Raw genomic sequence first — 24,169 nt, forward strand, 5'->3', positions numbered from 1 at the left:
ACCGGGCGCCCGCCCGACCGGCCGGTACTGGCGAACGCCCGGTACCGGCGCGGTCGGGCAGGCCGTCCAGCCGCCGGCCCCCGCCGTCGACGAGGTCCCGCCCCGTCACAGGTGGGGGCAGGGACCGGCGACCGCCTACCGTCCGGTGCCGACCGGACGGCCCGGACTCACTTCAGGTGCCGTTCCAGGAACCGGCACCCGTCCTCCAGCTCGAACCACGGGGTGCCCGTGTGTCCTCCCGGATTGGCGTGCAGCGTCTTCTCCTCGCTGCCGAAGGCGTCGAACAGGTCAAGAGCCCGCTGCCGGGGGTTCCCCTCGTCGTCCCACTGCAGCAGGAACAACAGCGGGACGGTGACCTGCCGGGCCTCCTCCCGCTGGGCGCGTGGCACGTACCCTCCGGCGAAGAGACCGGCGGCCGCGATGCGCGGCTCCAGCACCGCCAGACGGATGCCGAGGGCGGTCCACCCGCCGGAGTAGCCGACCGGGCCGCTGATCCCGGGCAGTTCGAGGAGGGCGTCCAGTGTGGCCCGCCACTCGGGGACCGCGTTCTCGACCAGCGGGCCGATGAGGGACTCGAAGATCTCGTCGACCGGTTCTCCGGCCCGCATCGCCCGCCGGAGATCGGCGCGGGCCTGCTCGTCGGCGGCGGTGCGGGGACGCTCGCCGCACCCGGCGGCGTCGATGGTGGCCACCGCGAAGCCGCGTGCCGCGGTGTACCGGGCTCGGGCCACCAGCCGGGGGTCCGCCTTGGGGAGGCCGTTGTTGTGGGCCATCAGGACCAGCGGAGCCGGCGTGGATCCGGGTGTCCAGAGGGTGCCGGGGATCTCGCCGAGGGTGAAGTCGCGTTCCAGGACGCCGTCGTCGAGGCGTCGTTCAGAGGTGAAGTGCACGAGCGTGCCTTTCGGGAGTGCTCAGAGCGGCGCTCCCGGACGATCTATCGCCCGACCGTGACCCCGGAGGGGAGCACCCACGTCGAAACTGCGTCCACGGGTACCACCTCCTTGTCCTCACGCACGGCCTCCGGGAGGTTAGCAACGTCCGCCGTCGTCCGCCAACAGGGTTTCGCCGCCCGAGCGGAGCAGAGCGGGCGGCTCCCGACGGACGGTCCGGCTGCGATGGCCCGGCCCGGGGGAGTGGTCCCCGCGCCTGCCTGCCCCCGGCTCGGGGAAAGGCGGACGGCAGGGTCATCGATGACCGCGATCGGGGTGTCCCGCCGGACGACCGCCGACAGGTCCTAGCGACCTGGGGAGATTTTGTAAGGCCCCTCTGATTCACTGAGGCACATGGGGATCGGGGCACTCATCACACAGATGCGGCGGCTAGCGGCACACGAGGGGCGGTGGATGGCGAGCCTCGGGCTGTGGGTGGGTCGGCGCTTGCACGGGGTCGGGGACGCGGACATCGCTGTCGGGTACGCGCGTGCTCAGGCGCCAACGGCGTACGGGCTGGTCTTCGTGTTCGTGGTCGAGACAGTCGGGGTGTCCTTCATGCTCGCCGCGTATCCGGTCGCCCACCTGGTCATGCTGATTCTCGACCTCTACTCGGTGTTTCTGGTCCTGGGGCTGCACGCCGCCGCTGTCACACGCCCACACGTCGTGGGGCCGGGCGAGCTGCGGGTGCGGCGCGGTGCACGGCTCGATCTGCGGATACCCCTGGAGCGGATCGCGTCCGCCCGTTACGACCTCCGCTTCCCGGACGCGAACAAGTCCGAGGACAGCGTGCTGGACGTAGCCATCGCCTCCCAGACCTCAATCACTATTGAGCTGACCCAACCAGTCACCGCTGTCAGCCCGTTGGGGCGGCGCGCGAAGGTTCGTACGGTCCGCTTCCACGCCGACGAACCGCAGACCGCCGTCGCGGCGATAAAGAAACTGCTGCCGATGGACAGCTGACGGGGCCGACACTGTCACCGCGGGTCGGCGATGCGGAACTGTGGACCGTGACATGAGACGGGCCGCATGGGCTGGGTGAGTTGTGAAGCCGACCTGGGCCCGTGCAGCCTGTTCCCACTGCGGCACGGGCTGCCGCACGTGGTCCTGCACGAGTTCTTCAACGTGGAGATCGAGCTGCGGCTGGACGAGCGGAGACTCAGGTCCGCCGTCCGCAGGCGGGGCGGCCCGGTCGGCGGACGTTCGTCTCGGGCAAGCGCAGACGGAACACGATCAAGACGAAGACGTTCAGTGACGGCCAGGGCCGCATGCTGTTGTCTTGCCGAACTGGTCCTCGCCCGCACCATCGACTGCTGATCAACCACCAGCCGAACACAAGGCCAGCACAACAGGAACTCATCTCCTCCTGAGGTCCTAAGCGTTGAGTGCCTCGTCGAAGCGGGCGTACGCCTCTTCGTCGAAGAGCACGAACCGGACCTCCGAGATCGGGGGGAACGCGGTCTCGCGGACCGTGCGTACGGCGATCCGGGCTCCGTCGTCGAGGGGCCAGCCGTAGACGCCCGTCGAGATCGCCGGGAAGGCGACCGTCCGGGCGCCGAGTTCCGAAGCCGCCCGCAGGGACTCCCGATAGCACGATGCCAGCAGCGCGGAACGGTCCTCCGTGGGTGACCAGACCGGGCCTACCGTGTGGACGACGTGCTCCGCGTTCAGCCGGCCGGCCGTGGTCGCCACCGCCTGCCCGGTCGCCAGTCCCTTTCCGTAGTGCGAGGCCCGCAGGGCGCGGCAGGCCGCGAGGATCTCGGGCCCACCACGCCGGTGGATCGCGCCGTCCACCCCACCACCGCCGAGGAGCGAGGAGTTGGCGGCGTTGACCAGGACGTCGGCGTGCTGCTCGGTGATGTCCCCGCGCACGAGGGTGATGGTCGCTTGTGTCCTCATGAGGCAATCCTGCCCCGTGAAGGTGTAGGGGCGACACATTGGACACTCGGCTACCGGGCCACCTTGGTGGCCGACGCCGATTCCACCGGTCGCGACCAGGGAGGCCTCCGGCGAGCGGGCCCGAAAGCGCCGGTTCCCGGAGGCCTCCGCACGTCAACTCACCTTCAGATTCTGTGCAAGGGTGTGCGCCGCGAAGCTGTTCACGCCGAACAGCCCTTCCGCGTATGCGGTGTCGTTCGCGTCGATCACGGGATCCGTGCCCTCACCCAGCCAGACGCGGAGACGGGAGCCATCGGCCCGCACCTTCAGGTGGTACGTCCGGCCCTCGACGATCGGCGTGGTGTGCGAGGCGATGTCCCGGCCGGGGCGCCACAGTTTGACGGTCCCGTTGGTGTCGATGTTCGCCGTGTAGCCGACCCCGTCGGCGCCCGCCCGGAAGGTCAGCCCGGTGGCGGTGCCGTTGGTCACCGACAGGTCGCCCTCGTAGGTGAAGTCCTTGCCCGAACGGTCGCTGAGGTAGAAGCCGTCCTGTGCGGAGTTCCCCCGCAGTCCCGCAGGGGTGACCGTCCAGGTGCCTCCGCGCGGTGTCCACCGTCCGGAGGGGAACGCGGTGAATCCGGCGGTGCCGGTGTTGAGGTTCTGCACCGTCGCCGTGCCGTCGTAGGCGTTCACACCGAACAGGCCGCTCGTGTACGCGGTGTCGGTCGCGTCGATGACCGGCTCGCTGCCGTTGTCGAGCCATACCCGGATGCGGGGTCCGTCCGTCTGCACCTTCAGATGGTAGGTGCGGCCCGCGGTGATGGGCGTTGAGTGCGTCGCGATGTCCTTGCCCGGACGCCAGAGCTTGACCACACCGCTGGTGTCGATGTTCGCCGTGTAGCCGGCGCCCGAGGCACCGGCCCGGAACGTCAGGCCCGCGGCGCGTGCGGTGTCCAGGGTGACGTCCCCCTGGTAGACGGCGTCCGCCCCGTTGCTCGCGCTGATGTAGAAGCCGTCGCCGCTGGTCGACACGCGCTTTCCGCCGCTCACGTCGGTCCATGAGCCCCCGGCCGAGTGCCACGGCCCCTTGAGGTTGCCGGCCAGGGTGGACTGTGAGGTTCCCCAACTGGTGTTGAGCCGGGTGAAGGACGCACTGTCCAGCTTCACCCTGCCTCCCTCCGCGAAGAGCCGGATGCCCTGGCTGTTCGCGGCGGAGTCGAAGTCGACGTTGTCCGAGAGCGAGTACCTGCCGCCGTCGGCGAAGATCTCCAGCTGCCCCCGGTCGACGAGCAGTCGCAGCTCGACCTTGCCGTTCCTCGGCTTTAGCGGCTTGCCCTGCAGGGTCTGCGCGGCGGTGTCGTAGACCACGCTGCGGTCCGCGGAACCGTCCGACCTGGTGTGCAGGTCGAATCCGAACCTGGTGGCACTCGCGCCCTTGACGTCGAACTGCGCGGTGATCTCGTAGGTGTCGGCCTTGATCCCCGCGAAGAGGTTCTCGCCCTTGGAGGCGTTGACCGTCTGGTTCTTCCAGGCCTTGGTCTCCGAGGCCAGCGAGGCGAGTTCGGCGACCGGCGTACGGGTGATCCGGGGGCCCTCCGGGGTGCTGACCAGGTCGAGCGCCGCCGGGAAGGTCGCGTTGCCCGTCCAGGTGCTTCCGCGGTTCCCGCCCTGCCAGGCCATCTGCACGGTACGGCCGTCGGGGACGTCGTTGAAGGTCTGTGCTGCGTAGAAGCTGCCGCCCGCGTGCGTGGTGCCCAGGTCCATCTGCTGGGGACCCGTCCAGTCGGTTCGGAAGGCGGTGCCGTCGAACGTGCCGACGACGTACTGGCTGGAGGCGGAGGTCAGGATCCAGCGCTGCTGACCGGTTCTGCCGTCCAGCGGGAGCTGGAACATGTCCGGGCACTCGAAGAGCCAGGGGGCCGAGTAACGGCTGGCGAACGTCCAGTCCAGCAGGTTCTTCGAGGTGTAGATGTTCACCCCGTTGCCTCCCTGGTCGGACCAGACGACCATGGCCCAACGACCGCGCGCCGCGTCCCAGAAGACCTTGGGGTCACGGCTCTCGTTCGGGATCTCGATCTGCTTGCGGCCCTTGTCATAGGCCTGGAAGGTCTGACCGTTGTCGTTGCTGTAGTAGACGCTGACGCCGTTGGTGTTGGCGAAGACCACGATCGGGTCGAGGGCGCCGGTCTTCAGGCCGGAGGTGTTGTCCTTGTCGACGACCCCTCCGCCCGAGAACAGTGTGCCGGGGTGCACGCCCGGTTCGAGGGCGATCGGCTTCTGCGTCCAGTGCACCAGGTCCGGGCTGGTCGCATGGCCCCAGTGCATGGTGTCCCAGGCCAGGCCGTGCGGATTGTGCTGGTAGTAGAAGTGGTACAGCCCGTTCGCGTACACCAGCCCGTTCGGGTCGTTCATCCAGCCCGACTGCGAGCTGAAGTGGAACTGGCCCCGGTAGGGCTCACTGTAGGTGGTGGGCGGGTACGGGAACTCGGAGTAGTCGGACACGGTCCCGGCGACCGCGGGTGTGCCCGGGACCACGAAGGCCAGGCTCGCGACCAGGGCAACGAGCATCGCCCTGACTTTTCGGCGCATGTGAACCCACTCTCTGCGCGCATGGGGATGGGTGTCATCGTTGACATATGTCATCGCTGACTTCAGACCGATGTCAGATGATGGGCCTCCGTGGCGGACCCGTCAACGCCTCGAACGGGAACAGCTCCCGCCGTTCACGGGGCGACGGCGATGTCCGGAGCTCCGTAGGCAGACCCCAACTGCCGTTCCCACGGCGGGTTCGGCCCCACGACTGCGCAGGTCAGCGCGGCCACGCGCGCCGCGTACGCGCACGCGTCCGCCACGTCGGACATGTCGAGGCCGTCGAGCCGGCCGCCCAACAGCCCCCGTGTGCCGAGACGGTGGAGCAGACCCGCGGTGAAGGCATCGCCCGCGCCGACGGTGTCGACGACCCGGGTGGGCACACCGGGCACGGTGACCCGTCGCCCGTCCAGGGAGGCGACCGCGCCGTGCGCGCCACGGGTGACAACGACCAGCCGCGCACCCTCGGCATGGAACTCGTCGCAGGACGCCTCCACCGTGGTGCCCGGTGCCACAACGTCGAGGTCGTCCTCGCTCAGCCGGAGGATGTCCGCCACCGCACACCACTGCGGCAGCCGCTCGCGATAGACCTGCGGGTCGACCAGGGCGGGCCTGATGTTGGGATCCACGCTGACGGTGGCGTGCGGCCGGGCCTCGGCCAGCAGCTCCTCCACCAGGGCCCCGCCCGGTTCGCGGACCAGGGCGAGCGAACCCGTGTGGACGCAGGGCGAGGTCAGCAGGTCGGCGCGGCTCAACTCCTCGCGCGTCCACTGCCAGTCGGCGGTGCCCTCGGCGTGGAACGAGTACGAGGCCTGGCCCCCCGAGTCGACGTCGGCGACCGCCAGTGTGCTGGGCTCGGCCGCCTCCGGGGCATCGGACAGGTCGACCCCGGACTCCAGCAGATGGGCCCGGAAGAGGCGGCCGAACACGTCGCCCGACAGCCGCGCCAGGAGCCGGGTCGGGGTGCCGAGCCGGGCCAGGCCGACAGCGGTGTTGGCCGGGCCTCCGCCCGGCAGGACGCGCAGCGACAGACTCCGGCCCTCGGGCGACGGGCCCTCGCCGGTGCGCGGGAACTCGGACGAGGGGCCGGCGAAGGCGTCGGCGACGCACTCTCCCAGCACGGTGACCTGACGTGGCGGCTGCATGCGGTGACCCTCCAGGCGGGGACGCGGAAAGAAGGCGCGCCGAGTCCACCGCACCGGACTGGCGGAGGGGGCCTGGGCGACCGGCTCGTCGTGCGACCGACGGGCTTTCCGGACAAGGGCATTGACGTTGACGGACGGGGAGTCCATCATCCTCCGCATGCGGTGTCAACGATGACATGTGTCAACGATGGCATCACCCCGCCGACGGCATGCATCCGTGCCGCGGGTCCGCTCCGACGTTCACGCCCACCGCTTCCCCAGGAGTCGCACATGTCCCGTAGAGCCCGCCCCGTCCTCGCCATAGGTGCCGTAGGCCTCGCGCTGTCCCTGACCGCGTGCGGGTCCGGCTCCGGCGGTGGCTCCCAGTCCGGGGGCAAGGTCAAGGTCGGTCTGATCACCAAGACCGACACCAATCCCTACTTCGTCAAGGTGAGGCAGGGCGCCGAGCGGGCCGCAAAGGAGTCGAATGTCGAACTGTCCACTGCTGCGGGCAAGTTCGACGGAGACAACACCAGCCAGGTCACCGCGCTGGAGAACATGGTCGCTTCCGGGGTCAAGGGAGTGCTGATCACGCCCAACGACTCCAAGGCCATCGTCCCCGCCATCGAGAAGGCGCGCGCCAAGGGCGTCATGGTCATCGCTCTCGACACGCCTCCCGAGCCGCAGTCCGCCGTGGACGCCCTGTTCGCGACGGACAACGTGAAGGCCGGCGAACTGATCGGCGCCTACGCGAAGGCCGCGATGGGCGGCAAGCCCGCGAAGATCGCCACACTCGACCTCGCGCCCGGTGTGTCGGTCGGCGTCCAGCGCCACGAGGGCTTCACCAAGGGCTTCGGCGTAGCCGCCTCCGATCCGTCGATCGTCTGCTCCCAGGACACCGGCGGCGACCAGGCCAAGGGCCAGACCGCCATGGAGAACTGCCTGCAGAAGGCCCCCGACATCAACCTGGTGTACGCGATCAACGAACCCGCCGCACTCGGCGCGTACACCGCCATCAAGGCCAAGGGCCGCGAGAAGGACGTGATGATCGTCGCCATCGACGGCGGCTGCACCGGCGTGCAGGCGGTCAAGGACGGCAAGATCGCCGCGACTTCGCAGCAGTACCCCCTGAAGATGGCGGAGGACGGCGTGAAGGCGATCGTCTCCTTCGCGAAGTCCGGTGACAAGGCGTCCGGTTACACCGACACGGGCGTCCAGCTCATCACCGACAAGCCGCAGGCCGGCTCGGAGTCCAAGGACTCCGGCTTCGGCCGAGAGAACTGCTGGGGCTGAGACGCAGTGACCGCAACCACCTCTCTCGCCGTCCGCGCCAAGGATCCGGCAGCGCTGCGCCGGCTCCTCACCGCCCCCGCCGCAGGACCGCTCGCGGCCCTGATCCTCGCCTCGGTCTTCTTCTCCTTCAGCACCGAACAGTTCCTGTCCGGCGGCAACTTCTCGCTGGTCCTCCAGCAGGTCATGGTCGTCGGAACGCTCGCCATCGGCCAGACGCTGATCATCCTCACCGCCGGAATCGATCTCTCCTGCGGCGCGGTCATGGCGTTCGGCGGCATCCTCATCGCCAAGATGGCAGTAGAAGGGCCCCTGCCCCCGCTGCTCGCCATCGCCCTCGGGATCCTGGCCTGCGGTGCGTTCGGTCTGGCCAACGGGTTGCTCGTGCGGGCCGTCCCGCTGCCGCCGTTCATCGTGACGCTCGGCATGCTCAACGTGGCCTTCGCCCTGACCCACATCTACTCCGCCGAGGAGACGGTCACCGGCCTGCCGGAACCCCTCACCTTCCTGGGCCGCACCTTCCCCCTCGGCCGGACCGACGTCACCTACGGGTCACTGGTCACCATCGCCCTCTTCCTCGGCTTCGCCTACGCCCTGAGCAGCACCGCCTGGGGCCGGCACGTCTACGCACTCGGCAACAGCTCCGAGAGCGCCCGGCTCAGCGGCATCCGCGTCAACCGGCTCACGGTCGGCGTCTACACGATCGCCGGACTCGTCTACGGCATCGCGGCCCTGCTGCTGGTGTCGCGGACCGGGGTCGGCGACCCGCAGGCCGGCCAGACGGACAACCTCGACAGCATCACCGCGGTCGTCCTCGGCGGTACCAGCCTGTTCGGCGGGCGCGGGACCGTGCTCGGCACCTTCGTCGGCGTACTCATCGTGGGCATCTTCCGCAACGGCCTCCAGCTGATGGGGGTTTCGTCCGTCTACCAGACGCTGGTCACAGGCGTCCTCGTGATCCTGGCGGTCACCGTCGACCAGCTCTCACGAAAGGGGACCCGATGACCGGCCCCGCCTCCCCCCGGAACCCGAGTGCGGGCGAGCCCGGCGCCGCACCCGCCGGGGCCGGGTCCCCGACGGCGACCGTCCCCGTGCTGAGCGCGCGCGGGCTGGTCAAGCGCTACGGGCACGTCACCGCGATCGACGAGGCGGACTTCGAACTCCTGCCCGGTGAGGTACTGGCCGTCATCGGTGACAACGGCGCCGGAAAGACGAGTCTGATCAAGGCCCTGACCGGCGCGCTGGTGCCGGACGCCGGGGAGATCAGGCTGCACGGCAAGCCGATCCGGTTCTCCGGTCCGCAGGAAGCGCGGGCCAACGGCATCGAGACCGTCTACCAGGATCTCGCCGTCGCCGCGTCCATGGACATCACCTCGAACATGTTCCTCGGCCGCGAGATCCGCCGGCAGGGACCGCTCGGCTCGGTCCTGCGCATGCTCGACAAGAAGGCGATGCGCAGGGAGGCGGCCGCGCACCTGGCCGAACTCAAGGTCGGGGTCGGTCTGCTGAGCCAGTCGGTCGAGACCCTGTCCGGCGGCCAGCGCCAGGCGGTGGCGGTGGCCCGGGCGGCCGCCTGGGCGCGCAGCGTCGTCGTGATGGACGAGCCCACGGCCGCACTGGGCGTGAAGGAGTCGGGCCAGGTACTCGACCTCATCCGCCGGGTACGCGACAAGGGCATCCCCGTGATCCTCATCAGCCACAACATGCCGCACGTCTTCGAGATCGCCGACCGGATCCACGTACACCGGCTCGGCCGGCGCGAGGCCGTGATAAAGCCGTCCGACTACTCCATGGCCGAAGTGGTGGCCATCATGACCGGGGCACTCACCGTGCGTCCGGACGGGGGTACGGTCGTGGCGGACAGCGACGCGGCCTCCGCAGCCGGGGTGCGCGGGAGCTGAATCCGCCCCGGCACCCGAGGGGACTACTCCGTGGAAAAGGTGGTTTATGGCATCGGCCCGCAGACCGACACTCGCCGACGTGGCCCGCGAGGTGGGTGTCAGTGCCAAGACGGTCTCACGGGTCCTCAACGAGGACGGTCCCAGCTCCCCGGAGACCAGGAAGCGGGTGCTCGCGGCCGTGGCGAGGCTCGGCTTCCAGCCCAACCTGATGGCCAGGAGCATCCGTGTCGGAGGTCCCGACACCACCGTAGGACTGGTGGTGCCGGATCTCGGAAACCCGTTCTTCGGGGCCGTGGCGGGGGGCATCGAGGAGGCCGTGCGCGGCCGAGGGCTGACGCTGCTGATGGGGTCCTCCGCCGACGACCCCGAGCGGGAGCACACACTCATCCGCACGTTCCTGGCCCGACGGGTCAGCGTCCTCATGGTGGCGCCCGCGGTGGGCGCCGACCACGCCCACCTCAAGGCGCAGCGGTCGGCGGGCATGCCGGTCATCTTCCTCGACCGGCCGGGCAGCGGCCTGACGGCCGACACGGTGGTCAGCTCCAACCGTTCCGGCACGCGGGAAGGGGCCGCCCACCTGATCGCCGGCGGGCACCGGCGGATCGGGTTCATCGGCGACCTGCCGGCCCGGCTGTACACGCGTCGCGAGCGCGTCGCCGGATACCGTGCGGCGCTCGCCGACGCGGGCCTGCCCTACGACCGTGCCCTGGTCGCCGACGCCCACGACCCGGAGGGTGCCGCCCGGGCGACAGCACGGCTGCTCGCGCTGCCCGACCCACCGACGGCCCTGCTGTCGGGCAACAACGTCATGTCGATCGGAGTTTTGACGGAGCTCGCCCGCGCTCGCCGGAGGGACGTCGCCGTCGTCGCCTTCGACGACGTCCCCATGGCGTCCATCCTCGAACCCGGGCTCACGGTCGTGGCGCAGAACCCCGCGGAGATGGGGGAGGTGGCGGGTGCCGTCGCGATCGAGCGCCTCGACGGCGACCGCTCCAGGGCCCGCACGATCATGGTCGACACCCGTCTGGTGCACCGCGGTTCCGGCGAGCTTCCGCCCTCGCGCGGATAACGCGGACAACAGGGACGCGCTCGGCCGCAGGCGGGCGCCGCCGCGCCGCTCCGCCTTGGAACACCGTCCGTCTCGCGGAACGCACCGGGTGAGAACTCGGGTGAGTCAGTCGGGGCAGACCGACGGGGAGGACATCCCGCGAGCGCGGAACGTGCTCCTCGGGGCCCGGACGCCGCACGCCGCGTGAGGAGACCGGCTCCCACGGGTCCTCGGACCCGTCCGCCGGGACACGCGTACGAGGCCCTCGACTCGTGCCGGAGAGCGCTGCAAAGCGGGATCCGGCACAAGTCGAGGGCCTCGCCGTGCGGGGCGGGATGCCGAAGCCGCCTACGGCCCTGGGCCCATGGCCCGACAACTCCACTCGCTCACCGGGCATGCACAGACGCTCGACGGGGAGTCCGCCTGTCCCCCCGGCCCCAGCCGCCGCCCATTTCGCACTCCCGGTCCTGAGGCCGTGTCCGCCGGGCCGACGACACCGTCCGACCGGCAGGCCGCGCTGCACGCCCGGACGGAACGAGGGCGTCGAGTGCCTGTACCGCCGGACATGGTCGCCGCCCCCGTCCCACCCCAGGATGGACCACGGCGCCGACGAGACCGAGTCGTCGGCCCTCCGAGTGCACCGACTAAGCGAGGACGGCGAGTGTCGAAGATCATTGCGGTGGTGTCCGGCGGAATCGACTCCGTCACCATGGCGTATCACCTTCAGGCCCAGGGCCACGATCTGCACCTGCTGGGCATCGACTACGGCCAGCGCCACCGCCGTGAACTGGACTGCGCCCGCCTGGCGGCCAAGCGCCTCGACGTCCCGTACGAGGAAGCCGACCTCGCCGGGGCGCGAGGGGTACTGCGCGGGTCCTCCCTCACCGACACGTCCGTCGAGGTCCCGACCGAGGGCATCGCGAGCACCGGGACGGCCGACGACGGCGTCGCGGTGCCCGGCCGCCCGAACATCGTCCCCAACCGCAACGCCCTGCTGCTCTCGACGGCGTTCGCCCTGGCCGTCGTGGAACGTGCCGAGGCCGTGGCCTTCGGGATCATGGCGGAGGACATCGGCCCGTCGGACACGTCGATGGAGTTCCTGGACGCCTTCCTCGCGATGGAACGCATCGCGACACGCGGCCACGCCCACCCGGACCTCGACCTCCTCGCCCCCCTCGCCCAGCTGCGCAAGCGCGAGGTCATCGCCCTCGGAGACCGGCTCTCGGTGCCGTTCGAGGACACCTGGACGTGCTTCCGCGGTGAGGAGTTCCACTGCGGGCGCTGTGCCTCCTGCACCGAGCGCCGCGGGGCGTTCGTCGCCGCCGGCGTCGACGATCCCACCGTCTACGCCGCCCCGGCGGTCGCCACCGAAGGGGCCTGAAGTGGACGTGTTCGAGGAGCTGGAGTCCGAGGTCCGCAGCTACAGCCGGGCCTGGCCCGTGGTCTTCGACCAGGCCCGGGGAAGCTGGCTCCACGACGAGGACGGCCGCCGTTACCTGGACTTCTTCGCCGGTGCCGGGGCGCTGAACTACGGCCACAACCCGCCCGTCCTGAAGCGTGCGCTGATGGACTACCTGCGCCGCGACGGGGTCGCGCACTCCCTGGACATGTTCACCGTGGCCCGGCGGCAGTTCCTGGAGGCGCTGCGGGAGACGGTCCTCGCTCCCCGTGACCTCGACTACCGGGTCGTCTTCCCCGGCCCGGGAGGGGCGAACGCCGTCGAGGCCGCGCTGAAACTCGCCCGCCGCGTCACCGGCCGCACCACCGTGGTCAGCTTCACGAACTCGTTCCACGGCATGACGCTGGGCGCCCTGGCCGTCAGCGGCAACGCGGCCAAGCGCGCCGCAGCCGGAATCCCGCTCACGCACACCGTTCCCCTGCCGTACGACGGCTACGGGGTCGACTCACTGCAGTTGCTCGGCCGCATGATCGACGACCCCGGAAGCGGACTGGACAAGCCCGCCGCCGTGATCGTCGAGACGGTCCAGGGGGAGGGCGGGGTGCGCGCGGCCTCGGACGAGTGGCTGCGCGCCCTCGCCGAGCTCTGCCGACGGCACGGGGTGCTGCTCATCGTGGACGACGTGCAGATGGGCTGCGGCCGCACCGGGCCCTTCTTCAGCTTCGAGGACGCCGGGATCGTCCCGGACCTGGTGTGCCTGTCGAAGTCCATCGGCGGCTACGGCCTTCCGCTGGCGCTGACGCTGATCCGCCCCGAACTCGACGTCTGGCAGCCGGGCGAGCACAACGGCACGTTCCGCGGCGTGGGCCCGGCGTTCGTGACCGGCGCCGCTGCCCTGCGGGCCTACTGGTCCGACGACGACCTGGAGAAGGCCGTGCGCCGGTCCGGCGAACGGGTCGCCTCCGCCCTGGGGCAGATCGCCGACAGCCACAGCGCCGCCGGGCTCACCGTCGCCGGGCGGGGTCTCGCGATGGGGATCGGGTTCCGGGAAGTCCCCGGGGCCGCGGGCGGCGACCTGGCCTCCCAGGTGTCCGCAGCCGCCTTCCGCCGGGGACTCCTGGTCGAGACGTCCGGTGCGGACGGCTCCGTCGTCAAACTCCTGCCCCCGCTCACCGTCACCGAGAGCGAGCTGGACCTGGGCCTCGACATCCTCGCCTCGGCGGTCGACGCGGTCCTGAACTCCTGAACCACGCACCACACGAAAGGAACCATCCATGGATGACGCCATCCCCACCGTCGACCTCGGGGCCTGGCAGGCCGCCTCCCCCGAGCAGCGGCAGCACACCGCGGTGGCGCTGGACCGGGCGTTGCGCGAGACCGGCATGTTCCTCCTGGAGGGACACGGAGTCCCGGGTGCCGCGATGGATGATCTGCGCGCCCGGGGGAGGGAGTTCTTCGCCCTCCCCCACGACGCCAAGAGCCCGTACGCCATCGGCGCGTCGTACGAGAGCGGTTGGCTGGAGAGGCATCCCGGCGGAGGTGTGGGGGTTCCCCGCGAGGACGGCGCGGAACCCGCGACGGCACCCGACCTTCACGAGTCCTTCTACGCCGGACCCGCCCATCGGACGGGTGACGAGGTGACCGACCGCTACTGCTACCCGCCCAACCGCTGGCCCGACCCGGTGCTTCCCGGGCTGCGCCGGGCCGTCGAGACGTACACCGATCACATGTGCCGCGTGGCCCACTCCCTCAACGAGCTGTTCGCCCAGGTGCTCGGCCTGCCCGAGGACTTCTTCACCCGGCGGGCCGCCCGGGCGACCTGGACCCAGAACGTGAGCTGGTACCCGTCGCTCAACGAAGTGGGCACGGTGGCGAACGGGCAGATGCGCAACGGCCCGCACACCGATCTCGGCACCTTCACCATTCTCAGCCGGCAGCAGGGCGTGGGCGGACTGCAGGCGTGGAACGAGGCCGAGGGCTGGTTCGCACCGCCCTACCGCCCCGACGCGCTGGTGGTGAACCTCGGAGACCTCATGGAACGGTGGACGGACGGGCGCTGGCGCGCGCTGCGCCACCGGGTCCTGGCTCCCAGCCCCAGTGCACCCGACGAGGAACTGCTGTCCCTCGTGTTCTTCTTCGAGTCCGACCCCGACACGCTCGTCGAACCCCTGGCCCCGCCCGTCGGCGGGGGAGCCGGGATGGAACCCGTCCTCGCACGACGGTCGGTGCTGGAGAAGCTGGGCGTGCACCTGGACGCCACGCAGTTCCCGGCCTGACCCCCTCAGGCCAACACACACGCATTCCCGTCGAAGAGAGGCTTCAGCCGCGTCATGACCTTGCACATCACCAAGCGATTCGACTTCTCCGCCAGCCACCGGCTCGAGGGCCTGCCGGAGAGCCACCAGTGCGCACGTCTGCACGGACACAACTACGCGGTGGAACTCGAGCTGAGTGCCGAGCGCACCGAGCTGACGAGCACCGGCTTCGTCCGTGACTACGGCGAACTCTCGGTGTTCAAGAAGTGGCTCGACGAGACCCTCGACCACCGTCACCTCAATGACGTGTTCGACGAGAACCCGACCGCGGAGAACCTCGCCGTCTGGATGTTCGGGCAGTGGGAGAAGGACTTTCCCGAGCTCACCTCGGTCCGCGTCTCGGAGACGCCCAAGACGTGGGCGGAGTACCGGCCCTGATTCCGGACCGTCCCCAGCACCGATCACAACCGGGTCACGCCCGACATGAAGAGGAGGTGGTGCCCTGTGGAACCGGAACTCGTCGTCAATGAGATCTTCGGCCCCACTTTAGGCCGTCCAAGGAGAAGGACGGTCGCTCGGCCGGAGGTGCGGATTCCTGCGCCTCGGCGGTTGCAACCTGTCCTGCCGCTGGTGTGACACTCCCTACACCTGGGACTGGGAAGGCATCAGCGACAGCGGGGTTCGCTACGACCCCAAGACCGAACTGCACCGGCGGTCGGTCGCCTCGGTGGCCGAGGAGCTGATGGCGCTCGGTGTCGACCTCATCGTGATCTCCGGAGGGGAACCGCTGAGCCAGCAGGTGCGCCTGCTGCCTCTGGTCGACATCCTGCTGGACGCCGGTATCGAGGTGGAGTTCGAGACCAACGGGACACGCGTCCCCGACGGCCGGCTGGTCCGGCCCGGCGTCCGCTTCAACGTCTCGCCGAAGCTGTCGCACTCCGGCGACCCCGCCGAGCGGCGCATCGTCCCGCAAGCCCTGAGACGATTCGCCGTCACGCCCGGCGCCGCCTTCAAGTTCGTGTGCCGCACCACCGCGGACCTGGACGAGGTGGCCGCGCTCGTGGCGGACTTCGGCATCGAATCCGTGTGGATCATGCCCGAGGGCCAGAGCCCCGACGAACTCCACACACACATGCAGCAAATCGTCTCCTCGGTCATCGACCGGGGATGGAACGTGACCACCCGCCTGCACACGCTGGTCTGGGGACACGAGAGAGGTGTCTGAAATGACCATGAACACCGTCGCACCGCGGGCCGGAGCCGAGGAGAGCGGGGCCGACCCGCTCGTGGACCTGGCGCAGCGCCTGCTCAAGGAGATCGGCGAGGACCCCAGCCGGGACGGACTGCGGCAGACGCCCGAGCGCTTCGCGCGCTGGTGGCGCGAGTTCATCGACTATGACCCCGGCACCATCGACACCCTCTTCGAGACCACGACCACCAGTCAGATGGTGGTGGTCTCGGACATCCGGGTGTGGTCGCTGTGCGAACACCACCTTCTGCCGTTCAACTGCTCCATCGACATCGCCTACCGGCCCTCCGGCCGGCTTCTGGGCCTGTCGAAGTTCGCCCGGGTGGCTCACCGTCACGCCCACCGTCTCCAGGTGCAGGAGCGGCTGGTCGCCGACATAGCCCAGGAGGTGGCGGACATCACCGGGGCCCAGGACGTCGCGGTGATCGCCAAGGGGGAGCACCTCTGCATGACGATGCGAGGCATCAAGGCCAGCGCGGAGATGACCTCGACCGCGTACCTCGGAGCGTTCGGCGAGGACAGCACCTTGCGCGGCGAGCTGTTCGCCTTGCTGCGCTCGTGAGGCGGTAGCCGCCGCAGCGGCCTGTGACGAACCCCCGGGTGAGTCGCAGGCCGCGGTTTCCGGCCGTCCCATGTCGCCTTCCGCCGTCACATGTAGCCCTCCCGGATGACGTACGCCACGGCGTGCGCGCGATTGCGCAGGTGCAGGCGCGTCATCGTGTCGTGCAGGATGCCCTTGATGGTGCGCTCGGAGTAGCCGAGCTGTTCCGCGATCTCCTTGGTGGCCAGTCCGTGCGCGACCAGTTCCAGTACGTTCAGTTCGCGCACGGTGGGCCGGCCTGTCGCCACGGTGCTCAAGGCCGTTCCCTGCGCCTGGCGTTCGAGATGGGTGAGAAGCCTGCGCAGCAGATCCCCCGGCATGTTCCCCTCGTTCCGGGCCGTGGCCTGAATGGCTTTCACCAGCCCGGCGGGCGTGGCCTGGTGACGCCAGACGACCGAGGAGATACCTGCCTCGACAACTATGTTCAAGCGATCCTCATCGAGCTCGCTGACCACCAGCACCACACGCTTGGCGTGGTCCGAAGCCACCTTGCGCAGTCTGGTGACCGACTGGGCGTCCAGTTGGTCGTCCAGTACCAGGGCGACGCCGTTCCTGGGGCCGTCGGCCGCACGATCCCTGTCCAGCAGCAGGGCGATGCCGCGTTGATGCCCTATGTGTGCCACCACACCTGCGCGGGTGAGGAGGTCTCCGCCGTACAGCACGACGGAGATGGGAGGTGTCGGCAGGTGTGCCGCGAGGTCGACCGGCTCCTGGTGCTCAGCACGGACGGACACATCGGTGCACAGGATGGGGTGAGGCCGAGACATATTCGTCCTTTGCTGGCAAGTATGCAGTGAAGCCCCCGTACTGACCGGAGATCGTAAGTCCCGGTGGTCACGCCGCCGTCAAGGGCGCTCGCGGCACCCCGTCATGTTGACGCGAAACATATGGACTTGGCCGAGAATGTTTGATCTTGATCGTGTACGGAGGGAGCGCGGCGCTCCGATCGAGCCTGTGATCAGAGCGGCATGCGAAGGCAGCAGGTGCGGAGAAACCTTACATCTCGTGAATTCGAGGCTGACCAGCCATCAATCCGTGGTCGACCCGCGCACGGGTGTCACGGTCCCCTGCTCTCGGCATCAACCGGCCGCTGGGTGGACACCGTTGTCATCACCGCTCTCCGCGCAGCTTACCGTCGGAATCGAGACACCTCACGACCATGTGTCCGCCCGCCCGTGATCGCTGGACGAGACAGCGACGGCCGGTCGGACCATCTGCCCCCTCGGCCGCCCCGCCGTCCGTCGGGACGGTCTTGCGGTACATGTCCCCGCCGCCCGGCCAGCCTGAACAATGAGGACAGTGCGAGCCGGCCTGCGGCACGACAGCAGGCCAACACCAAGGAGAGACGGCCCATGACCACCAGCCCACCCGCGGTCATCCTCGTGGATCCGGTGCGGCAGGGGAGGCCTTTCAAGGCCGCTGCCCGCGAACTCGGCTACTCCGTCGTGTCCGTGTACACCCACGACTACCTCGCCTCCCTGGACGGGCACGCCGACGACGACGACCTGTCCTTCTACACGTCCGACCCGCAGGAGGCCGAGCGCCTCGTCACCGCGGCGGGCATCGACGCGCGGGCGGTGGTTCCCTGCCTGGAGGCCGGGGTGCACCTCACCGACGTACTGGCGCACCGGCTCGGTCTGCCGGGCAACGATCACACCCTCGCCCGGGCGCGGCGTGACAAGGCGGTGATGCGGGCGCATGCCGCCGAGGCGGGCGTCCGGATCCCGGAGTTCCGACTCGTCCACTCGGCCGACGACATAGCAGGGGCGGCCCACGAGGTGGGATTCCCGGTCATCGTCAAACCCACGTTGGGCGCCGGGTCCCAGGGGGTACGCGTCTACTCCACCGCGGCCGACCTGGAGGGACAGGGGCCGCCGGTCACCCACGACGTCTACCGCGAGCCCGTGCGCGAATGGCTCGTCGAACGCTACGTGCGAGGACGCGAGTTCGCGGTCAACTTCTTCAGCGCGGACGGTGAACACCGGTTCGTCGACATGTGGGAGTACCTCCGCCCGGACGACTCCGACTACGACTTCCCCCTCTGGGACATAGTCCAGGCCGGCCCCGACCACGCCGACCGCGCCCGGGTGGAGGCATACACGCGCAGCGTGCTGACCGCGTTCGGCATCCAGCGGGGCCCCAGCCACACCGAGGTCAAGTGCACCGCCGACGGCGTCTATCTGATCGAGGTGGGCGCCCGGCTCTCCGGCGGCCCTGCCGTCGACCTGTGGGCGGCGCACGCGGGGCTGCGCCCCTTCCACGACACCATCGCCTGCTATCTGGGGCGGCGCCCGGAACTGATCGACCGGCCGGTCGACTTCCCGGTGCGCTTCGGCTCGGCCGTGGTGCACAACGAGCAGGGCCCGGGCACCCTCGTCGCCGTGCACGGGGCCCAGGAGGCGGCTGCCCTCCCCGGTGTCGACAGCGCCGAGATCGGCTATGCGCCCGGCGAGCACGTCCCGGCCACCCTCGACAACGTCAGCATTCCCTTCAGCGCCGCGGTCCATGGACCCGACTCCGAGGCCGTCCTCGCCACCCTGGCCGCCATCAGGTCCCTGGTGCGGGTGGAGACCCGGCCGGACCTTCCCCCGAGCGGGTCCGAACCCACCACGGCAGCCCTCTGACATGCCGGAGCCACAGTCTCCCGGGCAGGCGGCGACCGGGGATTCCCCTCCGCGACGGCGCGACGGCCCCCTCACGGCCTACACGGACGTACTGGCCGCACCCGGTGCCAGGAGGCTGGCCGTGGCCAGCCTCGTGTCCAAGTGGCCCATCAGCATGTTCCCGGTCAGCGTGCTGCTGCTCGTCTCGCCCCGCTACTCCTACGGCCAGGCCGGTGCCGTGGTCGCCGCCATGCTCCTCGCCAACGCGGTGAGCAGTCCGGTCCGGGGCCGGCTGGTGGCACGGCGCGGAGCGCGTGCGGTACTGCGGATCTGTCTGGCCGGCTACGTGACCGGAATCGCCGGGATCAGCGCCTTCGCCGCCATCACCGCCCCGCTCCCGCTGCTGCTGGCCGCGGCGCTGCTGATGGGCTCGTTCTTCCCTCCGGCCAGCATTCTCCTGCGGTCCCACTGGACCGCGGTGGACCGCGACCTGGGGCGGGCCTCCGCCAACGCCCTGGAATCGGCGCTGATGGACCTGTCGCTGATCACCGGTCCCGTCCTGGCCGGCTGGCTCAGCACCTCCTTCGCGCCCGTGCTGCCGCTGGCCCTGAACGCCGTACTGATGACGCTCGCGGTCGTCCTGCTGGCCGAGCTGCCCGACCGGACGTCCGCTTCGACCGCAACGCTTCCGGAGCGTTCCCGGGGGACCCTGCGCGGTCCGTTGATCCCGTTGTTCGCCGCACAGTTCCTCTTCTGTGCGGCGCTGGCCACCACCGAGGTGTCGCTGCCCGTCTACGCGCAGCAGCAGCACACGGCCTTCGCCAGCGGCTGGTTCCTGGCCGAGCTCTCGGTGGGCAGCATCATCGGCACGCTGGCACTCGGCAGACTCCGGGGGACCGGTGCGACCCGCCTGCCCGTCCTGCTCGTCCTGCTCGCCGCCGGGACGGGCGGAATCGGTGCAGCCATGCATCTCGGGCCGCTCACGGTGGCCCTCGTCTGTGTCCCGGCGGGCCTCGCGACCGGGTCCGTCTTCGCGAGCTTCTTCACCGTGCTCGGATCGGCGACGCCCCCCGGCACCGACCATGAGGTCCAGGGCTGGGCCAACAGCATGACCACGGTCGGCTTCGCCGCCGGCTCCTTCGGAGGTGCCGCGCTCGGCGACGCGTTCGGGGCCTCCGCGCTCCTGCTCTCCGCCCCGGCGGCAGCCGTGGCGGCGGCGGGCCTCGCGGCCCGGTCGATGAGGACCAGGCCGCGCATCGGCGAGTGATCCTGAGCAGCGGACGCTGAGACCGAGGGGAGAGCGCCGGCCCTGTCGAACCCTCCGGTTCCGACAGGGCCGGTGCTCTCCCCTCGGTCGACCGGAACACCGTGTCCGAGGTCTCGCCGCGATCTCATGGGCCCGCACGTGACGCTCGCCGGCCCGCTCGGGGCAGGTGAGCCCGCGGCGAGGTGCCGCTGAATCCGTTGCCCCGTGGGAAACCAGGACCCGCGCGGCGAAGCAGCGGCCGGCAGCGCAGTCTCCGAAGTCCGTTCACGCAAGCACCGGGATTTGCATACCGAACCTCCCCATTGTGCTTGCCTCCGCACAGCTCTGCCTCGCCCCGAGACGTGTCGCACCGGCAAAAAGCCTGGTGGTGGGCCTTTTCGCGAGACTTCCCGCGTGTGTCGTGGTCGAGGCACGTCGGCGTTATGAGGCTTTTCATGTCGATTCGGGAACGCGCATGGTGACTTCCGAGCGAGTTCACTCGTGCCGCTTCACGTGCACAATGACTCCTCCGTCGATCACACCCCTGCTGTTCCGAACCCGAGCGACATAGAACGTCCTTCCAAGATTGCGAACCTCTACGTGTCAGCACATGCGGTACGCCCGGTGACCCCCTCGCCCGGCGCGAGACCCGCCTCCCCCCACGTTCTTCGCGCTCGACGAGCGAGGACACACCTCCGCCCGGCAGCCTTCGGGGGGCGTCCGTGACGTCCGGCCCGCTGACAGACCGGGAGATCTCCCTGGTTCGTACGAGTCTGGCGGTGGTGGCACCGCAGGCCGCAGAGATGACCGTCTACTTCTACGCCATTCTCTTCGCCCGGTACCCCGACGTGCGCGGGCTGTTCCCGCAGAACATGGACGTACAGCGCGACCGGCTGCTGCGCGGACTGCTGCGCATCATCGATCTCGTCGACGACATCGACAACCTCGTGCGGTTCTGTTCCCGACTGGGCCGCGACCACCGCAAGTTCGGAGCCCTGGAAGCCCACTACCCGGCAGTCGGTGAGTGCCTGGTGGCCGCCCTGACCCGTTACGCGGGAACAGCGTGGAACTCGGAAGTCGCCGCCGCGTGGACCCGCGCCTACACCATCGCCGCCGAAGTGATGATCGCGGCCGCCGCCGACGACACCCGCCTGCGCCCGGCTTCCTGGGACGCGCAGATCATCCGCAACGACTACCGCGGCCACGGCATCGCCGAGATCACCGTGCAGCCCGACCTGCCCTACCACTACGTCGCCGGGCAGTACGTGAGCATGGAGACCCCGTGGTACCCCCGCACCTGGCGGCACTATTCCCCGGCACACCCGCCTCGCCCCGACCACACGCTCACCTTCCACGTCCGGGCCGTGCACCACGGCCAGGTCAGCAACGCGCTGGTTCACCACGCCGTCCCCGGACACCGGGTACGGCTCGGACCGCCCCTGGGCGAGATGACCCTCGCGGCGGCGGGCGACCGCGACCTGCTGCTGGTGGCCGGCGGAACCGGCCTCGCACCGATCCGCGCACTGCTCGAGCAGGCGAGCGCATCGGGAATGGACCGCTACGTCGACCTGTTCGTCGGGGCGCGCACCGCCGATGAGCTCTACGGCCTCGACGACATGCTGCGCATGTCCCAACGCCACCACTGGCTCTCCGTCCGAGCGGCTGTCTCCCACGAGCACATTCCCGGGCAGAGAGGCACCCTTCCGCAGGTGCTGCGCGAATTCGGCCCCTGGGACCGGCACGAAGCCTTCCTGTGCGGTCCGCCCGACATGGTGACCACGGGCGTGAACACCCTCCTGCACCAGGGAATCCGGCGTCGCCACATCCACCACGACCCGCTCGACACGCCCGTCCTCACCACCCCCCTCTCAGAGCACCGACGCGGACAGGAGACAGACCAGCTGTGACCCGCCCCGACATGACCCCCTCGCGGGGAGAGCGCCTGCTGCAGAGCCATCTGGGCACCGGCGAGCGCGCCGACGCCTTCTACGACCGGCAGGTCCATCCGCACCTCACCACTGCCATGCGTGAGTTCATACAGCGGCAGTCGATGGTCTTCCTCTCCACCGCCGACTCCCGCGGGCACTGCGACGCCACCTTCCGTGCGGGGCCTCCCGGATTCGTCACCGTGCTGGACGACCGGACCCTGGCCTACCCCGAGTACCGCGGGAACGGCGTTCTGGCCAGCGCGGGCAACATCACCGAGAACCCGCACATCGGTCTGCTCTTCATGGACTTCACCCGGGACCACATCGGACTGCACGTGAACGGCTCCGCTCAGCTCCTCACCGACCAGGAACTGCGCGCCGCGCACCCCTGGACGCCCGTCGACCCCGCCCCGGGACGACACCCCGTGCTGTGGACGCGCATCGGCCTCCACGAGGCGTACGTGCACTGCTCCAAGCACATACCCCACCTCGAGCCCGCCCCCCGGCCCCTGGGACTCGCGCGTACCCGCCCGCGAGATGCCGACTACTTCCCCGAACCGGCTCAGGCGTCCGTGTCATCCGGCCCGATGACGGGTCCGGGCCCCGCAAGCCGCTGACGCCCGCGGCCTGGTGCGCCGGTCGTCGGATGGCCGGGGGGGTGTCCGTCCGTACTCGTTCCACACCGGCCCGTGCCGCTTCCCTTCGGCCGATGCACAGGTCGCGCCCTCCGCGAAACACATATCTCGACGGGCTGGAACATCTCCACATCTCCCTCGGCTGCCCCGGGGTTCGGTGATCAGCCACGTGACAGGCCGGTGGACCTGCGACCGGTCAGCCGACAATGAGGTCCAGGAACTGCGGCACCCGGTGCTGTGAGTAGGGGAGTTGCACACGCGCCCACCCAGTGCACGATCCGGAATCCACCCATATCGTGGACAGGTGCGCAGGATCGGACCGGGTCCGGGAGCATCGCGGCCGGTCAGTGGGCGGGTGGTGCCGCCGTGGCACCGTCGCGCCTGGAGCCCACCGGCGCGGCCCCGGGAAGGGAGCATGCCATGGCTGTCGTCGTGCCATCGCTGCGGTACGAGACCCTGTGTCTGCGCCGCCCTGGGCTGGTCCGCGATCTGCCCCTCGACGGTGGCGAGCTGCAGTGGGTGTCCAACACGGCAACGCTGGTCCTCGGCGAGCGTGACGCGGTTCTGATCGATACCTTCCTCACGATCGAGCAGAACCAGCGGCTTGCGGAGTGGGTGCAGCGCCACGACCGGAACCTGGCCCATGTCTTCATCACTCACGGCCACGGCGACCACACGTTCGGCGTCAAGCAGCTCCTCGGCGCGTTCCCCGAAGCGAGAGCGGTGGCCGGGTCGGCGACCGTGGCCAAGGCGAGGTCCGAAGGTACGCCGCCCCGCATCGACACCTTCTGGAGCGCGCGCTTCCCCGGCCAGGTGCCGCAGAAGCAGGTCTTCCCCGATTCGCTCGATGACGCCACTTTCACCGTCGAGGGACACACGTTCCAGGTGATCGAGACCGGCTTCACCGACACGGAGGGAAGCACGGCGCTGTGGGTGCCGGATCTTCGGCTCGTCGCGGCCGGGGACGTCGCGTACAACGGCATCCACCCGTTCACGGGCGAGACCACCACCTCCTCACGAGAGGAATGGATGCGCGCCACCGACAGGCTCGCCGCACTCGCCCCGGCTCACGTCGTCGCGGGGCACAAGAACCCCGAGCTGGCCGACGACTCCGGCATTCTCGCCGAGACCAAGCAGTACCTGGCCGACTTCGACCGACTCGCCATCGAGACGGACACCCCCACCGAGCTGTACGCGGCGATGCTCTCTCTTTACCCTGACTGGGCCAACCCCGGTTCACTGTGGGCCGGTGCGAAGAGAGCCAAGGGCGTCAGATGACCGGCGTCGCCCTGCCGGCTCCCTCCTCACGGCCGGAGTCCGGGCAAAGGGTCAATGCGAGCGTGCGGGAACCACGTCGGAGGTTCGGGTCCGGCCGAGGCATTCGCCCGGTGGTGTGCTTCCCGGAAGACTCGTAGTGTTTGTCGGAGGGGGAGAGAAGCGCATGCACACGTGGCACATGTGCGAAGAGAGTGTGCAAGTGATCCCGCCCTCTGC

General features: G+C 69.8%; 21 protein-coding genes. 16 read left to right on the top strand and 5 right to left on the bottom strand.

Annotation, left to right across the window (positions count from 1 at the left end):
* Nucleotides 1-167 precede the first annotated feature (167 nt).
* Entirely contained in the window at nt 168-890 is a 723-nt protein-coding gene (locus ACFYY2_RS03700) for a dienelactone hydrolase family protein (RefSeq protein WP_388736516.1), read from the bottom strand.
* Between the two features lie 453 nt (nt 891-1,343).
* On the opposite strand from ACFYY2_RS03700, the gene ACFYY2_RS03705 reads away from it, so the two are divergent.
* Complete coding sequence (locus ACFYY2_RS03705) at nt 1,344-1,892, top strand: hypothetical protein (protein ID WP_388736519.1); 549 nt, start codon at nt 1,344-1,346, stop codon at nt 1,890-1,892.
* A gap of 411 nt (nt 1,893-2,303) precedes the next feature.
* On the opposite strand, the gene ACFYY2_RS03710 is transcribed toward ACFYY2_RS03705, so the two are convergent.
* The 3 genes from ACFYY2_RS03710 to ACFYY2_RS03720 form a co-directional block, all read right to left on the bottom strand.
* Nucleotides 2,304-2,828, bottom strand: coding sequence for an O-acetyl-ADP-ribose deacetylase (locus tag ACFYY2_RS03710; protein WP_388736522.1), 525 nt, complete (start codon nt 2,826-2,828; stop codon nt 2,304-2,306).
* A gap of 153 nt (nt 2,829-2,981) precedes the next feature.
* Nucleotides 2,982-5,375 (bottom strand): glycoside hydrolase family 32 protein, encoded by a 2,394-nt coding sequence (locus tag ACFYY2_RS03715; protein WP_388736525.1) that lies wholly within the window; start codon nt 5,373-5,375, stop codon nt 2,982-2,984.
* Nucleotides 5,376-5,530: 155 nt separating this feature from the next.
* The gene (locus ACFYY2_RS03720) at nt 5,531-6,541 is read right to left on the bottom strand and encodes a carbohydrate kinase (protein ID WP_388736528.1); all 1,011 of its coding nucleotides are present in this window, start codon (nt 6,539-6,541) and stop codon (nt 5,531-5,533) included.
* Between the two features lie 270 nt (nt 6,542-6,811).
* Here ACFYY2_RS03720 and ACFYY2_RS03725 point away from each other — a divergent pair, with 270 nt between their 5' ends.
* From ACFYY2_RS03725 to folE, 10 genes are all read left to right on the top strand, one after another.
* A complete protein-coding gene (locus ACFYY2_RS03725; RefSeq protein WP_388736530.1) occupies nt 6,812-7,813 on the top strand; it encodes a sugar ABC transporter substrate-binding protein in 1,002 nt (333 codons plus the stop codon).
* Between the two features lie 6 nt (nt 7,814-7,819).
* The gene (locus tag ACFYY2_RS03730; protein WP_388736533.1) at nt 7,820-8,815 is read left to right on the top strand and encodes an ABC transporter permease; all 996 of its coding nucleotides are present in this window, start codon (nt 7,820-7,822) and stop codon (nt 8,813-8,815) included.
* A complete protein-coding gene (locus ACFYY2_RS03735) occupies nt 8,812-9,711 on the top strand; it encodes an ATP-binding cassette domain-containing protein (protein WP_388736536.1) in 900 nt (299 codons plus the stop codon). Before ACFYY2_RS03730 ends, ACFYY2_RS03735 begins: the two co-directional genes overlap by 4 nt.
* 46 nt (nt 9,712-9,757) lie before the next feature.
* Nucleotides 9,758-10,780, top strand: a complete 1,023-nt coding sequence (locus ACFYY2_RS03740) for a LacI family DNA-binding transcriptional regulator (RefSeq protein WP_388736538.1) — start codon at nt 9,758-9,760, stop codon at nt 10,778-10,780.
* A gap of 640 nt (nt 10,781-11,420) precedes the next feature.
* On the top strand, nt 11,421-12,140 hold the full coding sequence (locus tag ACFYY2_RS03745) for a 7-cyano-7-deazaguanine synthase (RefSeq protein WP_388736540.1): 720 nt from the start codon (nt 11,421-11,423) through the stop codon (nt 12,138-12,140).
* Nucleotide 12,141: 1 nt separating this feature from the next.
* Nucleotides 12,142-13,404 (top strand): diaminobutyrate--2-oxoglutarate transaminase, encoded by a 1,263-nt coding sequence (gene ectB, locus ACFYY2_RS03750; RefSeq protein WP_388736543.1) that lies wholly within the window; start codon nt 12,142-12,144, stop codon nt 13,402-13,404.
* 28 nt (nt 13,405-13,432) lie between these two features.
* Entirely contained in the window at nt 13,433-14,434 is a 1,002-nt protein-coding gene (locus ACFYY2_RS03755; RefSeq protein ID WP_388736547.1) for an isopenicillin N synthase family dioxygenase, read from the top strand.
* Between the two features lie 54 nt (nt 14,435-14,488).
* Nucleotides 14,489-14,851, top strand: a complete 363-nt coding sequence (queD, locus tag ACFYY2_RS03760) for a 6-carboxytetrahydropterin synthase QueD (RefSeq protein WP_388736550.1) — start codon at nt 14,489-14,491, stop codon at nt 14,849-14,851.
* A gap of 178 nt (nt 14,852-15,029) precedes the next feature.
* Nucleotides 15,030-15,638 (top strand): radical SAM protein, encoded by a 609-nt coding sequence (locus tag ACFYY2_RS03765; RefSeq protein ID WP_388736822.1) that lies wholly within the window; start codon nt 15,030-15,032, stop codon nt 15,636-15,638.
* A gap of 1 nt (nt 15,639) precedes the next feature.
* Nucleotides 15,640-16,224, top strand: a complete 585-nt coding sequence (gene folE, locus ACFYY2_RS03770) for a GTP cyclohydrolase I (RefSeq protein ID WP_388736552.1) — start codon at nt 15,640-15,642, stop codon at nt 16,222-16,224.
* A gap of 86 nt (nt 16,225-16,310) precedes the next feature.
* Here folE and ACFYY2_RS03775 read toward each other — a convergent pair whose 3' ends face one another.
* Nucleotides 16,311-16,997, bottom strand: coding sequence for a LuxR C-terminal-related transcriptional regulator (locus ACFYY2_RS03775; protein ID WP_388736555.1), 687 nt, complete (start codon nt 16,995-16,997; stop codon nt 16,311-16,313).
* 618 nt (nt 16,998-17,615) lie between these two features.
* Here ACFYY2_RS03775 and ACFYY2_RS03780 point away from each other — a divergent pair.
* The 5 genes from ACFYY2_RS03780 to ACFYY2_RS03800 all read left to right on the top strand — a co-directional run bounded on the left by ACFYY2_RS03780 (nt 17,616) and on the right by ACFYY2_RS03800 (nt 23,953).
* Nucleotides 17,616-18,887, top strand: a complete 1,272-nt coding sequence (locus tag ACFYY2_RS03780) for an ATP-grasp domain-containing protein (RefSeq protein WP_388736557.1) — start codon at nt 17,616-17,618, stop codon at nt 18,885-18,887.
* A 121-nt stretch (nt 18,888-19,008) separates the two neighbouring features.
* On the top strand, nt 19,009-20,133 hold the full coding sequence (locus ACFYY2_RS03785; RefSeq protein WP_388736560.1) for an MFS transporter: 1,125 nt from the start codon (nt 19,009-19,011) through the stop codon (nt 20,131-20,133).
* Nucleotides 20,134-20,834: 701 nt separating this feature from the next.
* Entirely contained in the window at nt 20,835-22,019 is a 1,185-nt protein-coding gene (locus ACFYY2_RS03790) for a globin domain-containing protein (protein WP_388736563.1), read from the top strand.
* A complete protein-coding gene (locus tag ACFYY2_RS03795) occupies nt 22,016-22,657 on the top strand; it encodes a pyridoxamine 5'-phosphate oxidase family protein (RefSeq protein ID WP_388736566.1) in 642 nt (213 codons plus the stop codon). The genes ACFYY2_RS03790 and ACFYY2_RS03795 overlap by 4 nt, the downstream gene beginning before the upstream one ends.
* A 438-nt stretch (nt 22,658-23,095) precedes the next feature.
* The gene (locus ACFYY2_RS03800; RefSeq protein WP_388736568.1) at nt 23,096-23,953 is read left to right on the top strand and encodes an MBL fold metallo-hydrolase; all 858 of its coding nucleotides are present in this window, start codon (nt 23,096-23,098) and stop codon (nt 23,951-23,953) included.
* The last annotated feature ends 216 nt before the right edge of the window (nt 23,954-24,169 follow it).

Origin of the sequence: Streptomyces sp. NPDC001822, assembly GCF_042892135.1 — a bacterium.
In the GTDB taxonomy this organism is placed as follows: Bacteria; Actinomycetota; Actinomycetes; order Streptomycetales; family Streptomycetaceae; genus Streptomyces.